20 protein-coding genes are annotated in these 19,326 nt (G+C 71.0%); 4 read left to right on the top strand and 16 right to left on the bottom strand.

The window, feature by feature from the left end:
- Positions 1–35 precede the first annotated feature (35 nt).
- A complete protein-coding gene (locus tag AC07DU_RS02650) occupies positions 36–770 on the top strand; it encodes a class I SAM-dependent methyltransferase (RefSeq protein ID WP_479030548.1) in 735 nt (244 codons plus the stop codon).
- A 3-nt stretch (positions 771–773) separates the two neighbouring features.
- Here the strand turns inward: AC07DU_RS02650 and nadE are convergent, their stop codons facing one another.
- Positions 774–1,604 carry an ammonia-dependent NAD(+) synthetase gene (gene nadE, locus AC07DU_RS02645; RefSeq protein ID WP_360889870.1) on the bottom strand — a complete coding sequence of 277 codons (831 nt, stop codon included), beginning with the start codon at positions 1,602–1,604 and terminating at the stop codon, positions 774–776.
- 160 nt (positions 1,605–1,764) lie between these two features.
- On the opposite strand from nadE, the gene AC07DU_RS02640 reads away from it, so the two are divergent.
- The gene (locus tag AC07DU_RS02640) at positions 1,765–2,715 is read left to right on the top strand and encodes an endonuclease/exonuclease/phosphatase family protein (RefSeq protein ID WP_479109237.1); all 951 of its coding nucleotides are present in this window, start codon (positions 1,765–1,767) and stop codon (positions 2,713–2,715) included.
- Here the strand turns inward: AC07DU_RS02640 and AC07DU_RS02635 are convergent.
- The 6 genes from AC07DU_RS02635 to AC07DU_RS02610 all read right to left on the bottom strand — a co-directional run bounded on the left by AC07DU_RS02635 (position 2,699) and on the right by AC07DU_RS02610 (position 11,058).
- Positions 2,699–4,219 carry a hypothetical protein gene (locus tag AC07DU_RS02635; protein ID WP_479030269.1) on the bottom strand — a complete coding sequence of 507 codons (1,521 nt, stop codon included), beginning with the start codon at positions 4,217–4,219 and terminating at the stop codon, positions 2,699–2,701. The genes AC07DU_RS02640 and AC07DU_RS02635 overlap by 17 nt on opposite strands.
- Entirely contained in the window at positions 4,212–7,958 is a 3,747-nt protein-coding gene (locus AC07DU_RS02630) for a bifunctional glycosyltransferase/CDP-glycerol:glycerophosphate glycerophosphotransferase (protein ID WP_479109366.1), read from the bottom strand. The genes AC07DU_RS02635 and AC07DU_RS02630 overlap by 8 nt, the downstream gene beginning before the upstream one ends.
- Positions 7,959–8,319: 361 nt before the next feature.
- Entirely contained in the window at positions 8,320–9,489 is a 1,170-nt protein-coding gene (locus AC07DU_RS02625) for a hypothetical protein (protein ID WP_479109235.1), read from the bottom strand.
- Positions 9,490–9,669: 180 nt separating this feature from the next.
- The gene (locus AC07DU_RS02620; protein ID WP_479030272.1) at positions 9,670–10,179 is read right to left on the bottom strand and encodes an SRPBCC family protein; all 510 of its coding nucleotides are present in this window, start codon (positions 10,177–10,179) and stop codon (positions 9,670–9,672) included.
- A gap of 73 nt (positions 10,180–10,252) precedes the next feature.
- Positions 10,253–10,501, bottom strand: a complete 249-nt coding sequence (locus AC07DU_RS02615; RefSeq protein ID WP_360889855.1) for a hypothetical protein — start codon at positions 10,499–10,501, stop codon at positions 10,253–10,255.
- Between the two features lie 44 nt (positions 10,502–10,545).
- Entirely contained in the window at positions 10,546–11,058 is a 513-nt protein-coding gene (locus tag AC07DU_RS02610; protein WP_479109233.1) for a hypothetical protein, read from the bottom strand.
- Positions 11,059–11,288: 230 nt separating this feature from the next.
- Between AC07DU_RS02610 and AC07DU_RS02605 the strand changes: the two genes are divergently transcribed.
- Positions 11,289–12,200, top strand: a complete 912-nt coding sequence (locus AC07DU_RS02605) for a S1 family peptidase (RefSeq protein WP_479109231.1) — start codon at positions 11,289–11,291, stop codon at positions 12,198–12,200.
- A gap of 68 nt (positions 12,201–12,268) precedes the next feature.
- Entirely contained in the window at positions 12,269–12,643 is a 375-nt protein-coding gene (locus AC07DU_RS02600) for a toxin Doc (RefSeq protein ID WP_479030281.1), read from the top strand.
- Between the two features lie 37 nt (positions 12,644–12,680).
- Here the strand turns inward: AC07DU_RS02600 and AC07DU_RS02595 are convergent, their stop codons facing one another.
- The 9 genes from AC07DU_RS02595 to AC07DU_RS02555 form a co-directional block, all read right to left on the bottom strand.
- Positions 12,681–13,067, bottom strand: a complete 387-nt coding sequence (locus AC07DU_RS02595) for a hypothetical protein (RefSeq protein WP_360890157.1) — start codon at positions 13,065–13,067, stop codon at positions 12,681–12,683.
- A gap of 311 nt (positions 13,068–13,378) precedes the next feature.
- Positions 13,379–14,296: a MurR/RpiR family transcriptional regulator gene (locus tag AC07DU_RS02590; protein ID WP_392051815.1), complete on the bottom strand. Its 918-nt coding sequence runs from the start codon at positions 14,294–14,296 to the stop codon at positions 13,379–13,381.
- 74 nt (positions 14,297–14,370) lie between these two features.
- Positions 14,371–15,003 (bottom strand): NADPH-dependent FMN reductase, encoded by a 633-nt coding sequence (locus tag AC07DU_RS02585; RefSeq protein WP_360890154.1) that lies wholly within the window; start codon positions 15,001–15,003, stop codon positions 14,371–14,373.
- Positions 15,004–15,171: 168 nt separating this feature from the next.
- Positions 15,172–15,504 carry a TcmI family type II polyketide cyclase gene (locus tag AC07DU_RS02580; protein ID WP_360889841.1) on the bottom strand — a complete coding sequence of 111 codons (333 nt, stop codon included), beginning with the start codon at positions 15,502–15,504 and terminating at the stop codon, positions 15,172–15,174.
- Positions 15,505–15,522: 18 nt separating this feature from the next.
- Positions 15,523–16,002, bottom strand: coding sequence for an SRPBCC family protein (locus AC07DU_RS02575; RefSeq protein WP_361949000.1), 480 nt, complete (start codon positions 16,000–16,002; stop codon positions 15,523–15,525).
- A 1-nt stretch (position 16,003) separates the two neighbouring features.
- The gene (locus AC07DU_RS02570; RefSeq protein ID WP_479030285.1) at positions 16,004–16,258 is read right to left on the bottom strand and encodes an acyl carrier protein; all 255 of its coding nucleotides are present in this window, start codon (positions 16,256–16,258) and stop codon (positions 16,004–16,006) included.
- Between the two features lie 63 nt (positions 16,259–16,321).
- A complete protein-coding gene (locus AC07DU_RS02565) occupies positions 16,322–17,563 on the bottom strand; it encodes a beta-ketoacyl synthase N-terminal-like domain-containing protein (RefSeq protein WP_479109228.1) in 1,242 nt (413 codons plus the stop codon).
- On the bottom strand, positions 17,560–18,831 hold the full coding sequence (locus AC07DU_RS02560) for a beta-ketoacyl-[acyl-carrier-protein] synthase family protein (protein WP_453372196.1): 1,272 nt from the start codon (positions 18,829–18,831) through the stop codon (positions 17,560–17,562). The genes AC07DU_RS02565 and AC07DU_RS02560 overlap by 4 nt, the downstream gene beginning before the upstream one ends.
- Entirely contained in the window at positions 18,828–19,271 is a 444-nt protein-coding gene (locus AC07DU_RS02555; protein WP_360889827.1) for a cupin domain-containing protein, read from the bottom strand. The genes AC07DU_RS02560 and AC07DU_RS02555 overlap by 4 nt, the downstream gene beginning before the upstream one ends.
- Positions 19,272–19,326 lie beyond the last annotated feature (55 nt).

The raw sequence follows: 19,326 nt of genomic DNA, 5'->3' as shown, positions 1-19,326 counted from the left end.
GGAGCCTCGGGAAAGGGGACTTGATGCAGCAGAACGTGGACCGGAGCATCCGTACGACGGAGGACGTACTGAGCCTCCTGGACGGCCTGTTCGCGCCGCAGGCCGACCGCTGGACGGCCGGTGGGGCCGACTGGTGGGACGGCTTCTACGCCGACCGGTCGAAGCCGGTGCCCTTCTTCGTGGCGAAGCCGGACGAGTCCCTGGACTCCTACCTCGAACGGGGCCTGATCTCCCCGGGCCGCGCCCTCGACCTCGGTTGCGGACCGGGCCGCAACGCCCTGCACCTGGCCTCCCTGGGCTTCGAGGTGGACGCCGTGGACCTGTCACCGGCGGCGATCGCGTGGGCCGGTGAACGCGCGCGGGAGGCGGGGGCCGACGTCCGCTTCCACTGCGGGGACGTCTTCGCCCTCACCTCGACCGCGCTGAGCGGTCCGTACGACCTGGTCCTCGACTCGGGCTGCTTCCACCATCTCCCGCCGCACCGCCGCGTCAGCTACCTCGCGCTCCTCGACCGGGTCCTCGCGCCGGGCGGCCATCTGGCCCTCACCTGCTTCGCGGCCGGCGCGATGGGCTCCGAGCTGCCCGACGCGGACTTCTACCGCGAGTCGGGCCTCCAGGGCGGTCTGGCCTACACCCCGGAGTCGTTGCGCCACGTCTTCTCCGACCTCACGGAGGTCGAGCTGCGCCGGATGCGCGACGAGCCGTCGGACTCCCCGCTGTTCGGCGAGCCCTTCCTCTGGGCGGCCCTGTTCCGCCGCCCCACGGAGTGAGGCCTACGGCGCGATCGGCAGCTGCCGCTTGTGCTCCGTGAGCCGGTAGCGGCGGGCGATGATCTCGAAGGCGCGCTCGTCCACCGGCTTGCCCTCCAGGAAGTCGTCGATGTCGTCGTACGTGACGCCGAGCGCGTCCTCGTCGGCCTTGCCCGGGTCGAGGGTCTCCAGGTCGGCGGTCGGGGTCTTCCACACCAGTTCGGCGGGGGCTCCCAGGGCGTCCGCGACCGCCCGCACCCGGCGCTTGGTCAGGCCGGTCAGCGGGACGAGGTCGGCGGCGCCGTCGCCGAACTTGGTGAAGAAGCCGGAGACCGCCTCGGCGGCGTGGTCGGTGCCGACGACCAGGCCGTCGTGCGCGCCGGCGACCGCGTACTGCGCGATCATGCGCTGGCGGGCCTTGATGTTGCCCTGGACGAAGTCCTGGTGGTGTGCGTCGCGGAAGGCCACGCCGGCGGCGACGGCGGCAGCGAGGGCGGCGTCGCTCGCCGGCTTCACGTCGACGGTCAGGACGTGGTCGGCGCGGATGAAGGACAGGGCGAGCTGGGCGTCGTGCTCGTCGGCCTGGACGCCGTAGGGCAGGCGCATGGCGTAGAAGACGGCCTCGTGCCCCGCGGCACGGGCCCGTTCTACGGCGAGCTGGCACAGGCGTCCGGCGGTGGTGGAGTCGACGCCGCCGCTGATGCCGAGGACCAGGGAGCGCAGGCCGGTCGAGGTGAGCCGCTCGGTGAGGAAGGCCACCCGGCGCTCGATCTCGCGCTCCGCGTCGAAGGTCTCGCTCACCAGGAGGTCCCGGGCGATCTCCTGCTGCAGTGCGGTGGGCGCCGGCTCGGTCACGGCTTCTCCTCGGGGTCGCGCGTACGGTACGCGGGGTGCTGTCACGAAGACCCTAGTCGACGCCGCGCGGGGCCCGCGCGGGAGCCCTCGGGCGGGCCCGGGTGGAGCCGTGACCGGTCCCGATTGCCGTTCTGACCGGCGCATACTCAATGATGTCGGGATGCAGAAGCACACAGGGGCCGGGCGCAGGTCGCTCCGTCGCCGGTTCGGCCGCACGGCGGCGACGCTGAGTCTGTTGACCTCGGTGGCGTGTACGTCGACGCAGGCGCCCGCCACGCTCTCGGACGCCGCGAACCCGGACGAGGTCACCGTCGCGACCTGGAACATGTGCGGGGTCCGGCAGTGGAGCTGCGAGGGAACCGGTAGCCCGAAGGACAAGTTCGAGCAGCTGCGCACCCTGGCCGGGGAGTTCGGCGTACGCGTCCTGCTCCTCCAGGAGGTGTGCTCGGACGACCTGCTGTCCTCGGCCCGGCGCCTGGGCACGGAGTGGCACAGCGTCTTCGAGCCGTACGCCGACGTGGACGCGGCAGGGCGCGGCACGCCCGTCGACTGCACGGGGCAGGGAAAGGGCCGGGCCGGCTACGGCCTGCTGGCCGCCTCCCGGCTCACCGACGTGGAGCTGGTCCCGACCGAGCAGCCGACGGTGGGCCTGCACCGCGGGATCCTGTGCGCCCGGGTCCCGGCCCAGGGGCTGCGGGTGTGCAACGCGCACATCTCGCTGCGGGAGAGCGACGACAAGCACCCCGAGTGGGACTTCCGGGACGACCAGCTGAGCTCGCTGGTCGCCTCGGCGGCGACGGACGCCCGTACGGTCTTCGGCGGCGACTTCAACGCGCCGCCGCCGGTGGGCACCGGGAACACGTCCGCGTGGATCTGGCCGGCGGAGGCGTACACGACGTACCGCGAGTGCGACCAGAAGGGCGATTCCCGGGTGGGGCACCCCACCCACCAGGACGGCTCGAAGATCGACTACCTGTTCACGCTGCTGCCCCGCACCGCCTGCAAGGTGGTGGACACCAAGGCGTCCGACCACCGGCCGCTGGTGATGCGGGTGAACCGTCCCGCGGCCGGGCCGACGGCCCCTGCGCCCGGCGTCAGTACCTCTGGTTGAGATAACCGCCCTGCGTGGGCACGTGGTAGGCGTTCACCAGGGTGAAGGGGACGGCCACCCACGGGGACGCGTTGCCGACCGCGTCCACGGCGATGGCCTCGACGAAGTGGTCGCCCTCGTTCCAGGCCCAGCCCGGCTCCCACACCCAGGCGCCGTCGGCCCGCACCTCGCACGTCCCCAGGCTCACGCCGCCCTCCTGGAAGTCCACGCGGGCGGCGCCGGGCGCGTAGCCCGCGAAGCCCACGCCGGGGCCCGGCACCTGCTGGTGGGCGGCGGGAGCGGTCACCGAGAGCACGATGCGCGGGGCCGGTGCCGGCACCGGGGCCGGAATCAGCGGCTGCACCGGCTGCGCGGCGAGCCCGGCCACGGATTCCTCGTCCACGGCGGTGAAGACCACTTCGGTGCGCTCGGACTGGTAGTTGTGGGCGTCCGCCGCGAACAGCCTGATGACGTGCCGCCCCTTGCCCCAGGGCCGTTCGCGGTCCCAGACCCAGCTGCCGTCGGGGGCCACGGGCGCGGCGCCCTGGTACTTGCCGTCCTCCCAGAAGCTGACGCGCACCGCGTTCACGGGTGCGGTCCCGGTGAAACGGACGGCGTTGCCCGGTATCCGATCGCCCGAAGTCGGCGTCAGGACCGCCGGCCTGGGGAACGAGTCGCCCCTCACCTGCGAGGTCTCCTGCAGGTAGCCGTCAATGCCCGACGTGTCGCGGCTCGGCTGTTCATAGCCGAAACGGACTGCGCCCATCCGCGGAACGACTCCCTCGACGAGGATGTTGAGCAATCCCATGATAGTGGGGAGATTGCGCGGCACCACGTTGCTGTGTGTGGTGACGAGGGAAGAGTCGTTGAACAGGAAGTTGAAATTCTCGTACCCCTGGAACAGCCCCAGGAACGGCTCGACTTGGGTGGGGTACTGGTCATCTTGAGGCGATGAGATCAAATAGATGTTGGCCGAGCGATTCGCCCCGCTGCGCACCAGATCGGGGAGGACCGCATCGAGGATGCGTACCTTTTGCTCCGTCACTTCGCCCATCATCAGATGGGCGGCACCCGGGATGCCGTCCGTTACGTACGATCCGATGAGGAACTGCGGCACGCTGGTCACGATGTTCCTGCAGCCGTACTTCAACCCGAAGAAAAGGGCCGCGCTCCCACCCTTGGAACTGCCGATCATGGTGCAGTCGTCCGGTGTGAGGGACAGAGCGTTCAGAACTCGCGCGATCAGTCCCGCTACGGACCTTTCGATGGAGAAGTCCATCCCCTTGCACAGGTAGTAGCTGTTCGCACCGTCAAAGAGATCGCGGATCCACAGGATGTTCGACCGGACCTTGTCCAGGACTCCGTTGGACATCCCGTATTCGCCCGGCGCGGTGAAATTGGCGAAGACCACGACGAGATGCCGGTTCCCGTTCTTGGCGTGAGCGAACCGGTACTCAATGGGCACCTCCCCCGAAGAGTCGACGCCCGTGAAGATGCGGCGCGCGCCCTGCGCAGCCTTAGACATGTTCGGAATCCATTCGTCTCACCGGCTGTCGCGGCATCTGATCAAGGGTGTGTCCGTGCCAGGAGCCATCCTGGCTCACGGCACGGCGACCGGCCGCGCCGACGGACGGTGCCTGCGCCCGCGCGGGGTCGAGGTCTCCTCCGGCGATCAGGATGCGGTCGGCCAGCCGGGCCGCGGCGTAACCGTCGTCGAGATCGCAGAACTCCTGCTGGAACCAGCGGTAGCGCGCCGCGTAGGCCTGCTGGATCCCGTCGATGGTGCGGATCGCCGCGATCAGCTCGGGAGAGTTGGACAGCAGCGGGCCCGGCGCGGACCGCTCGAAGTCGAAGTAGAAGCCGCGCAGGGTGTCGCGGTAGTGGTCCAGGTCGTACGTGAAGAAGAGGATCGGCCGTCCGGTGTTGACGAAGTCGAACATCAGGGAGGAGTAATCCGTGATCATCACATCGGTGATCAGCGCGAGGTCCGCCATGTCCGGGTAGTCGGACACGTCGAAGACGAAGCCGTCGCCGGCGCCGGGCACGGGGTCCACCACGTTGGGGTGGCGCCGCACGAGCAGGACGTGGTCGTGCCGCAGCTGCGCCCGGGCGTCGTCGAGGTCGATGCGGAAGTCGAGCTTGTACTTGCCGGGTGCGTAGAACTGGTCGTCGCGCCAGGTCGGCGCGTACAGGATGACCTTCTTGCCCTGCGGGAGGCCGATGCGGCGGCGTACTTCCGCCGCCCGCCGCCCGTCCGCCCGGCGCAGGACGTCGTTGCGCGGGTAGCCGCTCTCGACCATCTCGCCGGGGAAACGGAAGGCCCGCTTGAGGATCGGGGTGCTGAAGCTGTTCGGAGACACCAGCATGTCCCAGTTCTGCACCTCCTTGTCCACGCGCTCCAGGTACCGCTTGTCCGCGAAGTGCACGGCTTCGATGTCGTGGCCGATCTTCTTGAGCGGGGTGCCGTGCCAGGTCTGCACGACGACCTGCCCGTCCCGCTTCTCGAACCAGTCGGGCAGGTGGTTGTTGGCGACGACGTACCGGGCCCGGGCCAGGGACTCGTACCAGTCGGGCGACCACATGCGGACCGGGCGGGCCGTGGGCGGCACCGCGACCTGGTCGTCGCGCACCACCCACAGGTGTTCGAGGTCCACGCCCCGGCGGACCATCTCCTCATGCAGGGCGCGCGGGCTGTCGGAGTACTGGGTGCCCTTGAAGGCGTCGAACAGCACCGCCGGCTTCAGCGACTTGCGACGGGCGGCCGGGTAGGTCTTCGTCCGCATCAGCTTCTGCCGGTACGGGCCGCGGGCCTCGTCCGGCATCGCCGAGTGGACCAGCAGCGACAGCCGGTCGTACGCCTCCGACTGGAGCTCGTAGCGCCGCTCATGGGCGGTCATGTCCCTGGGGAGCGTGGGGATCAGGTCCTGCGTCATCTTGACCATGAGGTCGTTGGGCCGGTCTTCAGCGGCGACGGCGGACGGATCGTAGCGGCGCAGGAAGAAGTCCCAGCGGCCGGCCGCCAGCGGTATGTCTCCGGCCAGGGTGCGCACCGCCGCGGGAGTGAGGACGAAGCGGAACTGCTCTCCTTGCCAGGTGATCGGGACGACACGTTCCGCGCCGTGGGCGCGGGAGCGTACGACGATGTGCGCCGCGGCGAAGGCGGCCGCGTCGAGCAAGTCCTGCGCCGCGTAGGCGACGGACACTTCCAGGGAGCCGTCCTCGCGCCATGTGGCGGAGGTGGCCATGGGCAGGGTGTCCCGCTCGAACAGCACGACGTAGCCGGAACCGTTGCGGTGCACGAAGACCTCACGGTCCCTGGTCGCGGTCTGCAGCCCCGCCGGAACCCGGTAGTGGCCGTCGGCGGCGTCCTCGGCCATGACCGGGTAGATGGCTGCCTTGCGGCCCTCGACGTGGAGGGTGGTCTTCCAGCCGTTGGCGCCGGTGTTCCAGATCTGTGGCACGCCGTCCGGGGAGTTGGTGCGATGCCCGGGCACCAGCGCCTTGACCGGGATGCGGGTGACGAAGGTGAACCACCCCTCGCCGCCCGGCTTGAAGTGGACCCAGGAGTCGTGGCGGCCGGCACCCGTCATGCTGGTCACCCGGAACTTCCCCCATTCGGGCAGCCGGGGGCCCAGGTAGATACCACCGAGTTCGAGGTGATCATCTACGATCCGGTGCCGGGTGATGCGGCACCGCACCCTCTCGACCCGGAGTTTGAGGACTCCGTGGCTGAAGAGCGGCACGACGCGCGTGTTCTTCTCCACGTACCGGTAGGGCGGATTCGCCGCGCTGCCCGCACCGCCCCGGGCTATGCCCTTGTAGCGGAACAGCCCGCGGCTGAGGACCCCGGCCGCCACGTCCCAGGTGCCCTCGACCCACTCCCCCTTGCGCATGAGACGGGCGGGGTCGAAGCGGACCTGGAATCCGGACCAGTCGTAGCAGTAGCGGTTCTGCTGGGAGTATTCGGTGGCCTGCGGGTAGTAGGTGGTCTTCGCCTTGGCGACGACCACCCGGCCCTGCTTCTTGTTCCGCAGCGCGATCGCCTTCATCGACATGTGCCGTTTGTGCACATTGATGAAGCGGACGTACGCGGACCCTTCGAGGGTCAGTTGACCGGAGTCGTCCCAGCGTGCGCCGGACAGCGAGCCGTGCAGCGAGAGTTCCTTGTCCAGCCGGTAGGCGCTCTTGTCGAGCCCGATGGAACGGTCGCCAAGATAGGGGTAGTTGAGGTAGCGGTGGAAACGCCGCTGGACGGGCATGGGCCCGCCCTTGCGCTCGAACTCGACGACGTCGAGGAGCTCCTTCAGCCGGCCCTCGCGCACCAGCAGCCATTTGACGCGGGCGTCGGCCGGCAGCTCCTGGATGATGTCCTCGTCGGCCTCGTCCAGGAACTCGTTCGCCCACCGCATGAAGGCCTCGCGGTATTCCTCGTCGGCGTCCGGGAGCACCTTCAGGTGCAGCATCAGGTCCGACTTCAGGCAGGCGAGGTCGTACTTGCGCTTGTGGTCGGAGTAGGACCTGGCGCGGTGTCCGGCGAGGAACCGGCTGACCGACTGGACGGCGGCCACCCGGTCCCGGAGGTTGCTGAACTCGGTGTGCCGCTGGGTGATGGAGGGCGCGGCGCCGCCCTCGCGCCGACGCCAGAAGTAGACGATGTCCGTGAGGATGTCGACCTTGGCGGCGCGGAAGTGGGCGAACATGTTGACCCAGGAGTCCTCGTACATGACCCCCTCGGGGAACGCGATGTAGTGGTAGTCCCAGAAGGACCGCCGGAACACCTTGTTCCACACCGTTCGGTCATAGATGAGGTCGGGCAGCTTGGTGATGTGGGTGCCGCGCTTGCTGCTGCGCATGGGGGCCTTGTGCAGCGGGGACTGCCACCTCTTGGTGGAGTTCATCATCTGCACGTTGCCGGACACGAAGTCGGAACCGGAGGCTTCGAGGGTCTGTACGAGCAACTCGTAGGCGTACTCGGGGATGACGTCGTCGCCGTCGACGAACGCGAGGAACTCAGCCTGGGGATGAGCCGCGCGGATGCCGACGTTCCTGGCGTGGCCCGGCCCCATCGGCTCCTGGCGCAGGAGCCGGAAACGCGGGTCCCGGTGGGCGAAGTCCGCGGCGATGGCGGTCGAGGAGTCGGTCGAGCCGTCGTCGACCATGATGACTTCGAGGTCCCGGAACGTCTGCCTGGCGATGGACTCCAGGCACTCCTGGAGGTACATCTCGACGTCCTGGAAAGGCACCACAACGCTCAGGCGGGGCATACCTGCCACTCAGAAAACTCCTCGATCGTCACATTTCTGCCGGAGCGCGGGGAATTGCCACAGCACGCCGCCGGACCCGCCCCCTGTTCCGGACACCTGCCGCACCCCGCCCACTCGTTCAGCCCCGCCCACCCACGACCCTGCACACTTATGCGACCTTCACAGGATCTGCGCAGCGTAGGCCAAATGCTCGACGGCGAGCAACTATTCACAGCCCCTTCACGCCCTCAAAGCTTCACGTATGCGAATGAATGGGGACGCCCGCAACGGGCCGGTCGCGCCAACTCCCCGACCATGCGGGGTGCCCTGCGCGGCGGCGGACCTTCACCCGCCGGAACACCCGCGAGTCCAGTGACCTACGTCACCCCACATGACGCCAGGGCTCGAAGGCGAGGCCCGCGTCCATGAGGTCCTGACGGGCGATCCGCAGCCCGCCGTCCGTGTCGAGCATCGCGATCGTGACCGAGCCGCGGGCGTCGAGGGCGATGGCCGGCAGCCCGGCGCACCGTTCGCCGACGGGGGCCCACCAGGCGCCGTACTGCTCACCGTGCGTGGGGTAGGCGGCGATTTCCGGATGCCCCTCGGCGCCCCGCTGCAACAGGACGGTGCAGTCGTAGCCGTTGATGCGCGTACGGGCCACGCCCACCGGGCCGACGCCACCCGCCCCGCCCAACGGCATGAGGGCGGGCGGCGCCCCGGCGGGGGCCTGCGGGCGGTAGGCGATGACACCGCCGTCCGCCGGATGGCGCCAGAAGTAGGTACCGGTGCCGGGGCCCGTCTCGTAGGAGCTGTACGACCCTTCGACGGCGTCGGCCTCCATGCGCCCGAGCCACCTGAAGCCGCCTCCCGGCCCGTCCTGGCTCCAGTACGAGGCCCCGCCCCGGAAGGGGGCGAGGAACTCGGCCCGGCCGTGGGCCGTCACCAGGGGGACGACGGCGCCGCGCACCCATTGGCCCTGGTAGTCCGTCCAGCCGCCCCACACGCCCTTCGCGTCCCGGGTCCGGCCGCGGACGCCCGCCCCGAACCGGGTGGCGACGACGTGGAGCGCACCCGCGCCGTCGGGGAGCACCACGGGGTCTCCCTCCGGAGCCGGGGAGGGGGCCGCCCCGGCCTCCCGGGCGGGCTCCGGGAAGGGCTGGCCCACCGCACGCCAGTCGCCGAGCGGGCGGCCGGTCTGGTACTGGGCGGCGACGATCAGCTCGCGGCCGCCGGGAGCCCCCTCCCGGTGCCGGGTTCCGGCGAACCAGACGAACCCGTCGGCATCCTGGGTCAGCGTGAACCGGCCCGCCCATCCCTGCACCGGGAACAGGTCCGGTCCCCGCCATACGTCCGAGCCGGGCGCCGACTCCGTCCAGCGCACCAGCCCTTCGGCGCAGGACGCGTAGGCGGTCAGCCGGCCGTCCCGGCCCAGGCGGAGCCAACCGGGGGCCGCGTGACCGGCGTCGGCCGCCGCGGCTATCTCGCAGGCCGGGACCGCGGGCGCGGCGGAGGTGTCGTCCCGACCCGCTTCCGCCCGTCCGCGTCGCGCCATGTCCTGCCCACTCCTGTCCGCATCCGCCCTTTTTGCCCGCCCGGCCCGGCGGGTCGTGGGCCAATGTACGGCAGTGCGGCGATCGGCCGCCGACGGGGGCGGAGTCCTTCTCTCCGCTCCCTCGCGGGCCCCCTCAGGCCCCTTGGACCCAGACTCCTCGGACCTCAGGCTCCTCGGACCTCAGGCGGCGCCGCGCCCGAAGTCGGCCGCCAGGCGGGCGAGGGTGGTGCGCATGCCGGCCCGGTTCACCTCGATGCGGCGCTCCGGCTTGGTACCGGTGAACACCGAGCCGAGGAGGCCGGCCAGGCGGGCGCTGCGGCCGGTGCGCAGGTCGCGCCAGCCCTCCGTGACACGGGTGCCCTCGCCGGCCGGCTCGAAGCGGTATCCCCAGCGGGCGATGGGGAGCCCGAACACGGCGACGTCGAAGGTGAACTCACCGGACCCGTCGGGCGAAGCGGCCGGGGCGCGCAGGGCCGTGACCCGGCACACCGTGAACCAGACGAAGAGTCCGCTGCGGTTGAACCCGACGAAGCGGCTTCCCGTGCGGACCGGCGGCCGGGGCACCCAGACCCGTCGGCACTCCGGACTCCAGCGGCCCATGTTCCGCACGTCCGACACCACCCGGTGGACCTCCTCGGGCGCGGCGTCCACCTCTATGTGCTCTTCCAGGCTCCACTGGGACTCGCTCACTTCGCTCCCCCTCCAGGCGACCGTTCGCACGGGGAAGTCTAGTCAGGGCGTCCGCGGGCCCGGGCCCCCGGGCTCAGGGGAGGTCGTCGGTGGGCGGGTCCGCCTCGTAGACGTGCGAGGGGTCCGAGTCCCACTCCACCAGCCCGGCGCCGCCGAGGACCACGTCGTCGGGGTCCGGCATGCCGGCCCGCCGCAGGAACTCGATCACGTCCTCGTCCGAGCGGGCCAGGCCGAGGGACTCCTCCGTGTTGGCGGTCCGCAGGGTGACCTGGCGGCCCCCCGACGGGAGGATCCGATGCACGACAACCGGGGCATGATGCATGCCTCCAGCCTCGCCCGGCCGGCCCGGCCCGGCACCCCGGGGGGTCAGGGCGTACGGCCGACGGTGGCGGCACCCTCGGCCGTCGCCGGGACGCGGAACGTGGCGGGGTCGGGGTACGTCGCCCGCTCGGCCCGTACGACGTCCTCGATCTCGGCCCTGAAGCCGGGCTCGAAGAGGTCGACGGCCAGCAGCAGCCGCAGCCCCCGCAGGGTCGGGTCGAGCAGCGGGCGGCCCATCCGGGCCCCGCCGCCGGTGATGCCGGTGAAACCGGCCCGGGCCGCCGCCCACCGCGCGGCCACGCGGTCCTCGAAGCCGGCGCTCGCGTAGCCGACGATCAGCGCCAGTTCGGCGAGGAACTTGCGGGTCCCGAGGGCCATCTCCTCCGCGCCCTGCAAGGTCTGGACGGGGCCGCCGGCCACCTTGAAGTCGTCGCTGCTCCGCCTGGGGCCGCGCGCCTCGTACACGGCGAGCGCCTCCTCGAAGAGCCGCCCCGCCCCCTCGACCGCGTGCATCGCCTTCACCAGTCGGTCGATGTCGATGTCGGTCTCGCGCTTCACTCTGCCTCCTGGGCCGCAACGGTGCTGGACAGACCGTAGGAGGCGGAGCCCGCGCTGCGGAACACCCGTGCGGGGGTCAGATCTTCGAGTCTTCGGCGCCGCCCGGGGCCCCTCCCCGGGTGACGGCCCCAACCGGGCAGGCCCTCTTGTGACTTGGGGCTCGGGTCCCAACAATGCTCATGACAACCGGAGGATCTTCGGTTGCATGGTCATCAGAGGGGAACCCCCACATGAACAAGCCTCTCGTCGGCGCCTTACTCTCCCTGCTCCTCACGGGAGCGGCCGTCACCCCCGCCCTCGCCGCACCCACGGCGCCCACCGGGTCCACCACGCCCACGGCCTCCACCCCGTCCACGGCACCCGCCGCATCCGACGCCACGGCCACCACCGCCACCCCCGCCACCACCGCCGCGGTCAACTTCGCGGGCACCGTCGCCCTCAGCAACTGCTCCGGCTCGGTGGTCCGCGCGCCCGGCTCCCAGCCGGACGACCTCGCCCTCGTCCTGTCCAACGGGCACTGCCTGGAGTCGGGCTTCCCTGCGCCCGGAGAGGTCGTCAAGGACCAGCGGTCCAGCCGCTCGTTCTCCCTGCTCAACTCGGCCGGCTCCAAGGTCGCGACGCTGCGGGCCAGCAAAATCTCGTACGCGACGATGACCGACACCGACATCTCGATCTACCAGCTGACGAAGACCTACGCCCAGATCCAGAGCCAGTACGGCATCAACCCGCTGACCCTGAACGACGTGCGCCCGACGCAGGGTTCGGCGATCAGCGTGGTCTCCGGATACTGGAAGCGGATCTACAACTGCAACATCGACGGGTTCGCCTACCTCCTCAAGGAGGGCGACTGGACCTGGAAGGACTCGGTCCGCTACACCTCGTCCTGCAACACCATCGGCGGCACCTCCGGCTCGCCGGTCGTCGACGCGGTCACCGGCAAGGTCGTCGCCGTCAACAACACCGGCAACGAGGACGGCGCGCGCTGCACCGTGAACAACCCGTGCGAGGTCGACCAGAGCGGCAACGTGACGGTCCGCCAGGGCATCAACTACGCCCAGGAGACGTACATCATCGTCCCCTGCATAGGCCCCAAGAACGTGATCGACCTGAACCGCCCCGGCTGCACCCTGCCCAAGCCGTAGGACTCCCGCTGTCCCCGCCCGACCCGAAAAGCCACACGGCCGGGCCTCGGGCGGGGATACTCGGACGCGTGGAACTGCACATCGATCACCGCTGGCTGCTGGAGCGGCAGGAGGCGCTGTTCAAGGACGTGGAGGTGACCGACCACTCCGCCCTGGTCGCCGCCGTCGCCCGGCACCGGGTGAACACGCCCAGCCTCGAAGTGGACACCCCCGACGCCTACTGGCGTGCGGCCGCGCTGCTCGACGCCATCGTCCTGCTCCGGCCGCTCCCCGAGTCGAACGAATACTTCGCCTACGGGGTGGCCGTGGCCTACATCGAGGCCTCGGGCCAGGCGGTGGACGGCTCCTACGAGCAGTGGCGCGACCTCATCACCGACATCCGCATGCTCCGCGTCACGGTCTACGACGTGGCCGCGCGGCTCCGCTCCTGGCAGCCCGCCTGAGAGGCGCCCGGGGCGGGGAGGGCCTGAGGGTCGAGGGTCAGCGCCTGCGCTGGGCGGGAGTGCCCACGAGGAGCGCGTCCGAGACGAGCCGCGCACCGCGCGACAGGCGCCCCAGCTGCTCCAGCTCCACGGCGTACATCCGGATCGAGTTCTCGATCACCGACTCCGCTATGCCCATCATGGGCAGCTCGGCCCGGCTGGTCTGCAGGGCCGCCCGTACGGCGCGCATCTCGTGCTGGAGCTGGAGCTGTACGTGCCGGGCCAGGAGCGCGTGGTGGCGGGTCAGCGTCAGGTAGCCGCCGTAGCGGGCCGGGAGCAGGTCGCGCAGCCAGCGGGTGGCCGTGCGCTCCCAGTCGTGAGTCCCGGGGGCCTTGACCTGCATGGGCCAGTCCGGGCTGCGCGTGATGGTGGCCGTCTGGGGCATTCTCGTCACTTCCGAGGGTGTCGAAGCTCTGATCGAGACGTTCCTGGGGGGCGGCCTCGGCCCAGGGGTTGACCGAGGCCGCCATGGGCGCTCTGCGGGATCCGAGGGCCTGGACTCGGCACCCGGTCGCGGCGTGAGGAGGTTCGCCGTACCGGGCGTCCGTTCAGGAAGACGTGGGGTCCTCCTTGGCATCTGGTGGATCCGGAGCGCCGTCGCCAGTAAACATATATACCGTCGAGTACGCAAGAGTATGAAAAATTTCATGCACCTCGATGGCTGAATATCCCCTGGTGGAGGCGGGCGCCGCGCGCCTACAAGAAGAAGCCGTGTTGGTCGGCGACGTGCTCGTAATCCTCCAGGCGGGCCTGGGTCCGCTCCGGGTCCGCGTCGGCCATCGCCTGGAGCAGGGCCGCGGACAGCATCCCGGGCGCCGCGTACGAGTCGAACACCAACCGGGACCCGGTCCCCGCCGTCAGCGCCACGTCCGCCTCGTCCACCAGCGGCCCCAGGGTGGGATCGGTGATCAGGACCACGCGCAGCCCCGTACTGCGGGCGGCCCGAATGGCCGAAAGCGTCTCCTTGGCGTGCCGCGGCATGGCGAAGGCCAGCACCCAGGTCCCGCCGGCGGCCCGGGACTGGAGCAGGGCGTCGAAGGCCACGCTGCCGCCGCGGGTCACCAGGCGCACGTCGGGGTGGATCCGCCGGGCCGCGTACGCGAAGTACTCCGCCAGGGAGACCGAGATGCGCAGTCCGAGCACGGTCAACGGCACCGAGGCGGCCAGCTCGCGGCCGATGTCCAGCACCTGGTTGGTGTCGGCGAGCAGCCGGCGTACGTTCTCCAGGTTCTGGATCTCCGCGTCGACGGCGGCCTGGAGCTCGTTGCGGCGGATCTGCTCGCGGGTGTCCGTGGCGCCGGCCACGGCGCTCAGCGCGATCGGCTGGAGCACGTCGCGCAGGGCGGGGTAGCCGCTGAATCCGAGGGAGGCGGCGAAGCGGGTCACGGAGGGCTGGCTCACGCCGACCCGTTCGGCGAGCTCGGTGATCGAGAGGAACGCGGCCTCGGTGAGGTGGTCGATCAGGTACTGGGCGATCCGGCGCTGACCCGGTGACAGGCGGCGGCCGTCGAAGAGCGCGAGGAGCCGGTCGGCCGGAGGACGGACCTCCTGGGGCGACTGGCCGCTCGGCTTGATCGCAGCCGCCTGCGCGCGTGCCTGCTGGCCCGATGACACCGGTGTCTCCTTACTCATGTCACTCGCGCTCAAACATAGCTCACGCATAGCTCACGCCCTGTGGCCGATGATGATCAGTCCTGGGCCCGCGCGGTCACCGGCGCATCGGTGCGGTCGCCCAGGAACTCGTACCAGCGGCGCTGCAGGCACAGGTAGCGGGTGTCCGCCTCGGCGAGGTCGAGGAAGGAGCCGATCGTCGAGCCCAGCCGCTCGGACAGGCCCCGGTCGGCGAGGGTGCCGTCGTCGGCGAAGGCGTGGTGGGCGCCCGCCAGGCTGAACATGTCGGGGTAGACGCGGGCACCGAGGTGTTCCAGCGGGACGCGCAGGGCCCAGAGCCCGCGGTTGCCGCCCACCATCGAGGGCGAGGCCGAGAGCAGCAGGCTCTGCTTGTCCTTGAAGGGCTGGGGCCGGTAGCGGGAGACCCAGTCGATGGCGTTCTTCAGTACGCCCGGCACGGAGGCGTTGTACTCGGGCGAGGCGATGACCAGCGCCTGCGCGGCCCCGATCCGCTCGCACAGGGCGAGGGCCCCCTTCGGCAGGCCGTCGTCGGCCTCCGCGTCGCCGTCGTACGGGGGCATGGGGAAGTCGGCGATCGTCGCGGCGTCCGCGACGGCGCCGGCCCGGGACACCAGGGCGGCGGCCAGGGACGCGAGCCGGGCGTTGACCGAGCCGGTGCGGGAGGACCCGGACAGGACGAGGACGCGCAGGGAGCTCCGGGCGTGGGGGACGTCGTGCGGGCGGGCCGGATCAGCCGGGAAGAGGTCGGTGTCGCTCGGGTTCATGGGTCTCCTGCTCTCTGCGTCTCTCGGGGCTGGGCGGCCACGTGCGGCGGGACCCGCACACGCCGGTGTGCGGGTCCCGTCCGGGCCGCCGGGTCACTTCGCGCCGGGGTGCTCCCAGCGGTAGAACTCGTGGGCCATCGCGTCCTTCGGGCTGCGCCAGGTGTCCGGGTTGTGCGGGCTGATGTAGGCGGTGAGCCGGTCGCTGAGGTCGCGGAACTCCGGGTGGTCGGTGACCTGTGCGATGGCGGGGCCGGGTGGCCGGTCCGACTCGATCAGGTGCATGTAGACGTCGCCGAACTGGAACAGGCTGCGGCTCGTGACCCCGACCAGCTGCGGCAGTTCACCCGCGTCCGAGCTCGCGAAGAGCTCGGCGATGTCGGGAGCCGATCCCGGCGCCATGCGGGCCACGATGAGAGCGCGGTGCATCCTTTGCTGCCTTTCGTTTCAGAGACGGCTGACGGCGGGAGTGCGGCTCTCGCGCTCGCGCTGCTCGATCTTGTCCCGGATGAGGGCCATCTGGATCGGGGAGTTGCGGTTGATGTTGTCGGTCATCCACGCGTCGTCCACGGGCGCGTCCGGCTTCATCGCGAAGTCCTGGGTCCACTTCATCCGGGTGCCACCGGGCACCTTGAAGTACTGCCAGTGGATGTCCATGTGCGCGAACGGGCCCGTCTCCACCCGCCGGGCGCGGACCGAGAGACCCGCGCGGTCGACGGTGCGCTCCGAGACCCAGCTCCACACCTTGCCGTTCTCGTCGGGGTGCATGGTCAGGCGGAACCGGGTGGTGTCGCCCTTCTGTTCGAGGATCTCCAGCGACGCGTACTCGCTGAAGAGGTCCGGCCAGCTCGGGAGGTCGTTGGTCATCTCCCACACGAGGTCCACGGGCGCGTTGACGGTGATCTCGTTCTCGGTGTGTCCAGGCATGTCAGGCTCCGGTCATCAGGCTGTCGTTGACGAGGTCGAGGAATTCTGCGGGGGTCTTGCAGCGGTCGGCGTCGGCGGGCAGGGCCCGTCCGTGCGTTCGCTCCAGCTCACCGACGATGCCGAGCAGGCCCAGCGAATCGAGGCCGTACTCGTCGAAGGCGCGGTCCGGGCGCTGCGCCAGTTCGGTGGGGTCGACGGTGATGCCGGCGGTCTTCATCAGTACCGCCAGCTCCTCCAAGGTCAGTCGGTCGGACACGACGGTTTCTCCCTTCCTGTCGGTTCCTGCGAAGGGACCGCACGGTCCCGTCGCACCACGGCCCTACGCGGTCCTCGCCGAGGAGCCCTTGCGCAGGACCAGCGCGGAGTTCGATCCCATCCGGCCGCGGCTCAGTACGAGCGCGGTGCGCAGCTCCGCGGGGCGGGCGCCGCCGGTCACGACGTCGAGGTCGTGGCACACCTCGAAGACGTTCGGGGTCGGCGGGATGACGCCGTGCTCCAGCGCCAGTACCGCGGCCGCGGTGTCGAGCGCCGACGCCGCGCAGTAGGCCCTGCCGGTACCGGACTTGGGCGCCGTGACCGGCACCTTGCGTGCGTGGTCGCCGAGGGCGTCGGCGAGGGCGGCCGCCTCGGCGGCGTCCGCCTGCACGGTCCCGAGGGCGTCGGCGAAGACCACGTCGATCTCCTCGGGGGCGCAGCCGGCTTCCCGCAGCGCCCCGCGGATGGCGTGGGCCAGGCCTTCGCCGGACTCGTCGGGGCGCCGGGTGCCGGTGAAGGTCGCGGCGTGGCCGGCGAGTACGGCGCGTACGGTGGCGCCGCGGCGGCCGGCCTGGGCCTCGTCCTCCACGACGAACATCGCGCCGCCCTCGGCGGGGACGTACCCGCAGGCCTTGTCGGTGAAGGGCCGGTAGGCGCGCTCCGGGTCCTCACTGGTGCTCAGTCCCTCGTACTCCAGCTGGCAGACGATGGAGTACGGCGCGAGGGGTGCCTCCGTGGCCCCGGCCAGCATCGCCCGGCTGCCCTGGCGGATCGCCCGGGCGGCGTGGGCGAAGGCGTCCAGCCCGCCCGCCTCGTCACTGGCCACCACCCCGCAGGGGCCCTTCAGCCCCCGCCGGATGGAGATCTGGCCGGTGCTCGCGGCGTAGAACCAGGCGATCGACTGGTAGGGGCCCACGAAGCGGGGGCCCTGCTCCCAGAGGTGCTGGAGCTCGCGCTGGCCGAACTCGCCGCCGCCGGAGCCGGCCGCGGTGACGACGCCCACGGAGAAGGGATCGCCCTCGTAGTCGGCCCGGCCGAGCCGGGCGTCCTCCAGGGCGAGGTCGGCCGCGGCGAGGGCGTGGTGGGTGAAGCGGTCGGTCTGGACGAGGAAGCGGTCCTCGACCCTGGCGCCCGGGTCGAAGCCCCGGACCTCCCCGGCGACGCGCAGCGGCAGATGCTCGCACCCCGCTCGGGTGACGCGGTCCAGCACGCTGAGGCCGGACTGGGTCGCCTTCCAGAAGGCGTCGGCGCCGACGCCGTTGGGCGCGACGACCCCGATGCCCGTGATGACCGGACGGCTGGTCACGCGACCGCCTCCTTCGGCATGGTCATGACGACGGCGGACTGGAAGCCGCCGAACCCGCTGCCCACCGAGAGCACGCTGCGCAGCTTGCGGGGCCGGGCTACGCGCGGGACGTAGTCCAGGTCGCACTCGGGGTCCGGCGTCTCGTAGTTCGCGGTCGGCGGGACCACCTGGTGCGTCATGGCGAGTACGCAGGCCGCCAGTTCGATCGCCCCGATGGCGCCGAGGGAGTGCCCCACCATGGATTTGATGGAGGTCATCGGCGTCTTGTAGGCGTGGTCGCCCAGGACCCGCTTGACCGCCGCTGTCTCGTGGCGGTCGTTCTGCTTGGTGCCGGAGCCGTGCGCGTTGACGTAGTCGATCTCGTCGGCGGCGATCCCGGCCTGGGCGAGCGCGGTTTCGATCGCGCGGGCCATCTCCAGGCCCTCGGCGGTCAGCCCGGTCATGTGGTGGGCGTTGCCGAAGGTGGCGTAGCCGCCGATCTCGCAGTAGACGGTCGCACCGCGGGCGCGGGCGTGTTCCAGCTCTTCGAGCACGAGGACGGCGCCGCCCTCGCCAAGGACGAAACCGTCCCGGTCGGCGTCGAACGGCCGGGAGGCGTGGGCCGGGTCGTCGTTGTTGGGCGAGGTCGCCTTGATGGCGTCGAAGCAGGCCACCGTGATCGGCGATATGGGTGAGTCGGAGGCGCCCGCGATGCACACGTCCATCCGGCCCTCCGCGATGGAGTGGACGGCGTACCCGATGGCGTCGAGTCCCGAGGTGCAGCCGGTGGAGACGGTCTGGACCGGTCCGCGCGCTCCCGTCTGCTCCGCGACGGCGGAGGCGAGGGTGGCGGGCGTGAACGCCCGGTGCAGGTGCGGGCCCGCAAGTTTGTGGTCCACGTCCCACCAGGCGCCGGACTGGCTCACGGCCACGTAGTCGTGCTCCAGACGGGTGGTGCCGCCGACGGCCGTGCCGAGGGAGACGCCGGTCCGCCAGGCCTCGTCCGTGGTGAGGTCGAGTCCGGAGTCGCGCACGGCTTCGCGGGCGGCGACCAGGGCGAACTGGATGTACCGGTCCGCCCGGGCCACCTCGTCCTCGCCGAGGCCGTGCGCGGCGGGGTCGAAGTCGACCTCCGCGGCTATCCGGGAGCGGAATCCCGCCGGGTCGAACAGGCTGATGCCGCGTGTCGCCGTACGGCCGTTGGAGAGCAGGTCCCAGAAGTCGCGGACGCCGATCCCGCCGGGCGCGACGACGCCGACTCCGGTGACGGCCACCCGCCGGGGGGTCACGAGACCGCTCCGGTTCGGTCCGGGGGCTGCTCCCAGGCGGTGCTCTCCGGGTGCGGGGCCTGCTCGGTGTCGACGTGGCCGAGCTCGGGTCGCGGGGCGAGCGGGCCGAGGTGGAAGACCATGCGGGCTTCGGTGTCGCCGACGTTGCGGAACCGGTGGCGCGTGTTGAGCGGGACCAGGAGGCCCTGGTCCGTGCGCAGCGGGTGGGCCTCACCGTCGAGATCGACCTCCAGCCGGCCGGCGACCACGTACACGAACTCCTCGGAGTACGGGTGGTAGTGCTCGGCGATCGACTCCCCCGGGGCCATGATCGCCAGGCCCATGAAACCGCTGGTGGAACCCACCGAGGTCGGGGTGAGGACGGCCCTCAGGTCGCCGCCGCGCCGGCGGTTGGGCGGCGTCTCGCTGAGGTCCACGATGCGTGGGCGCTGTCTGGTCATGGCGGGTTCCTCCTGGCGTGTGGGGAGCCTGGACGTGGATGGGGCCCAGGGTGGA

Source organism: Streptomyces sp. NPDC045695, assembly GCF_056432025.1.
Note: the sequence above shows the minus strand (reverse complement) of the source record. Positions and strands in the feature narration are given on the sequence as shown.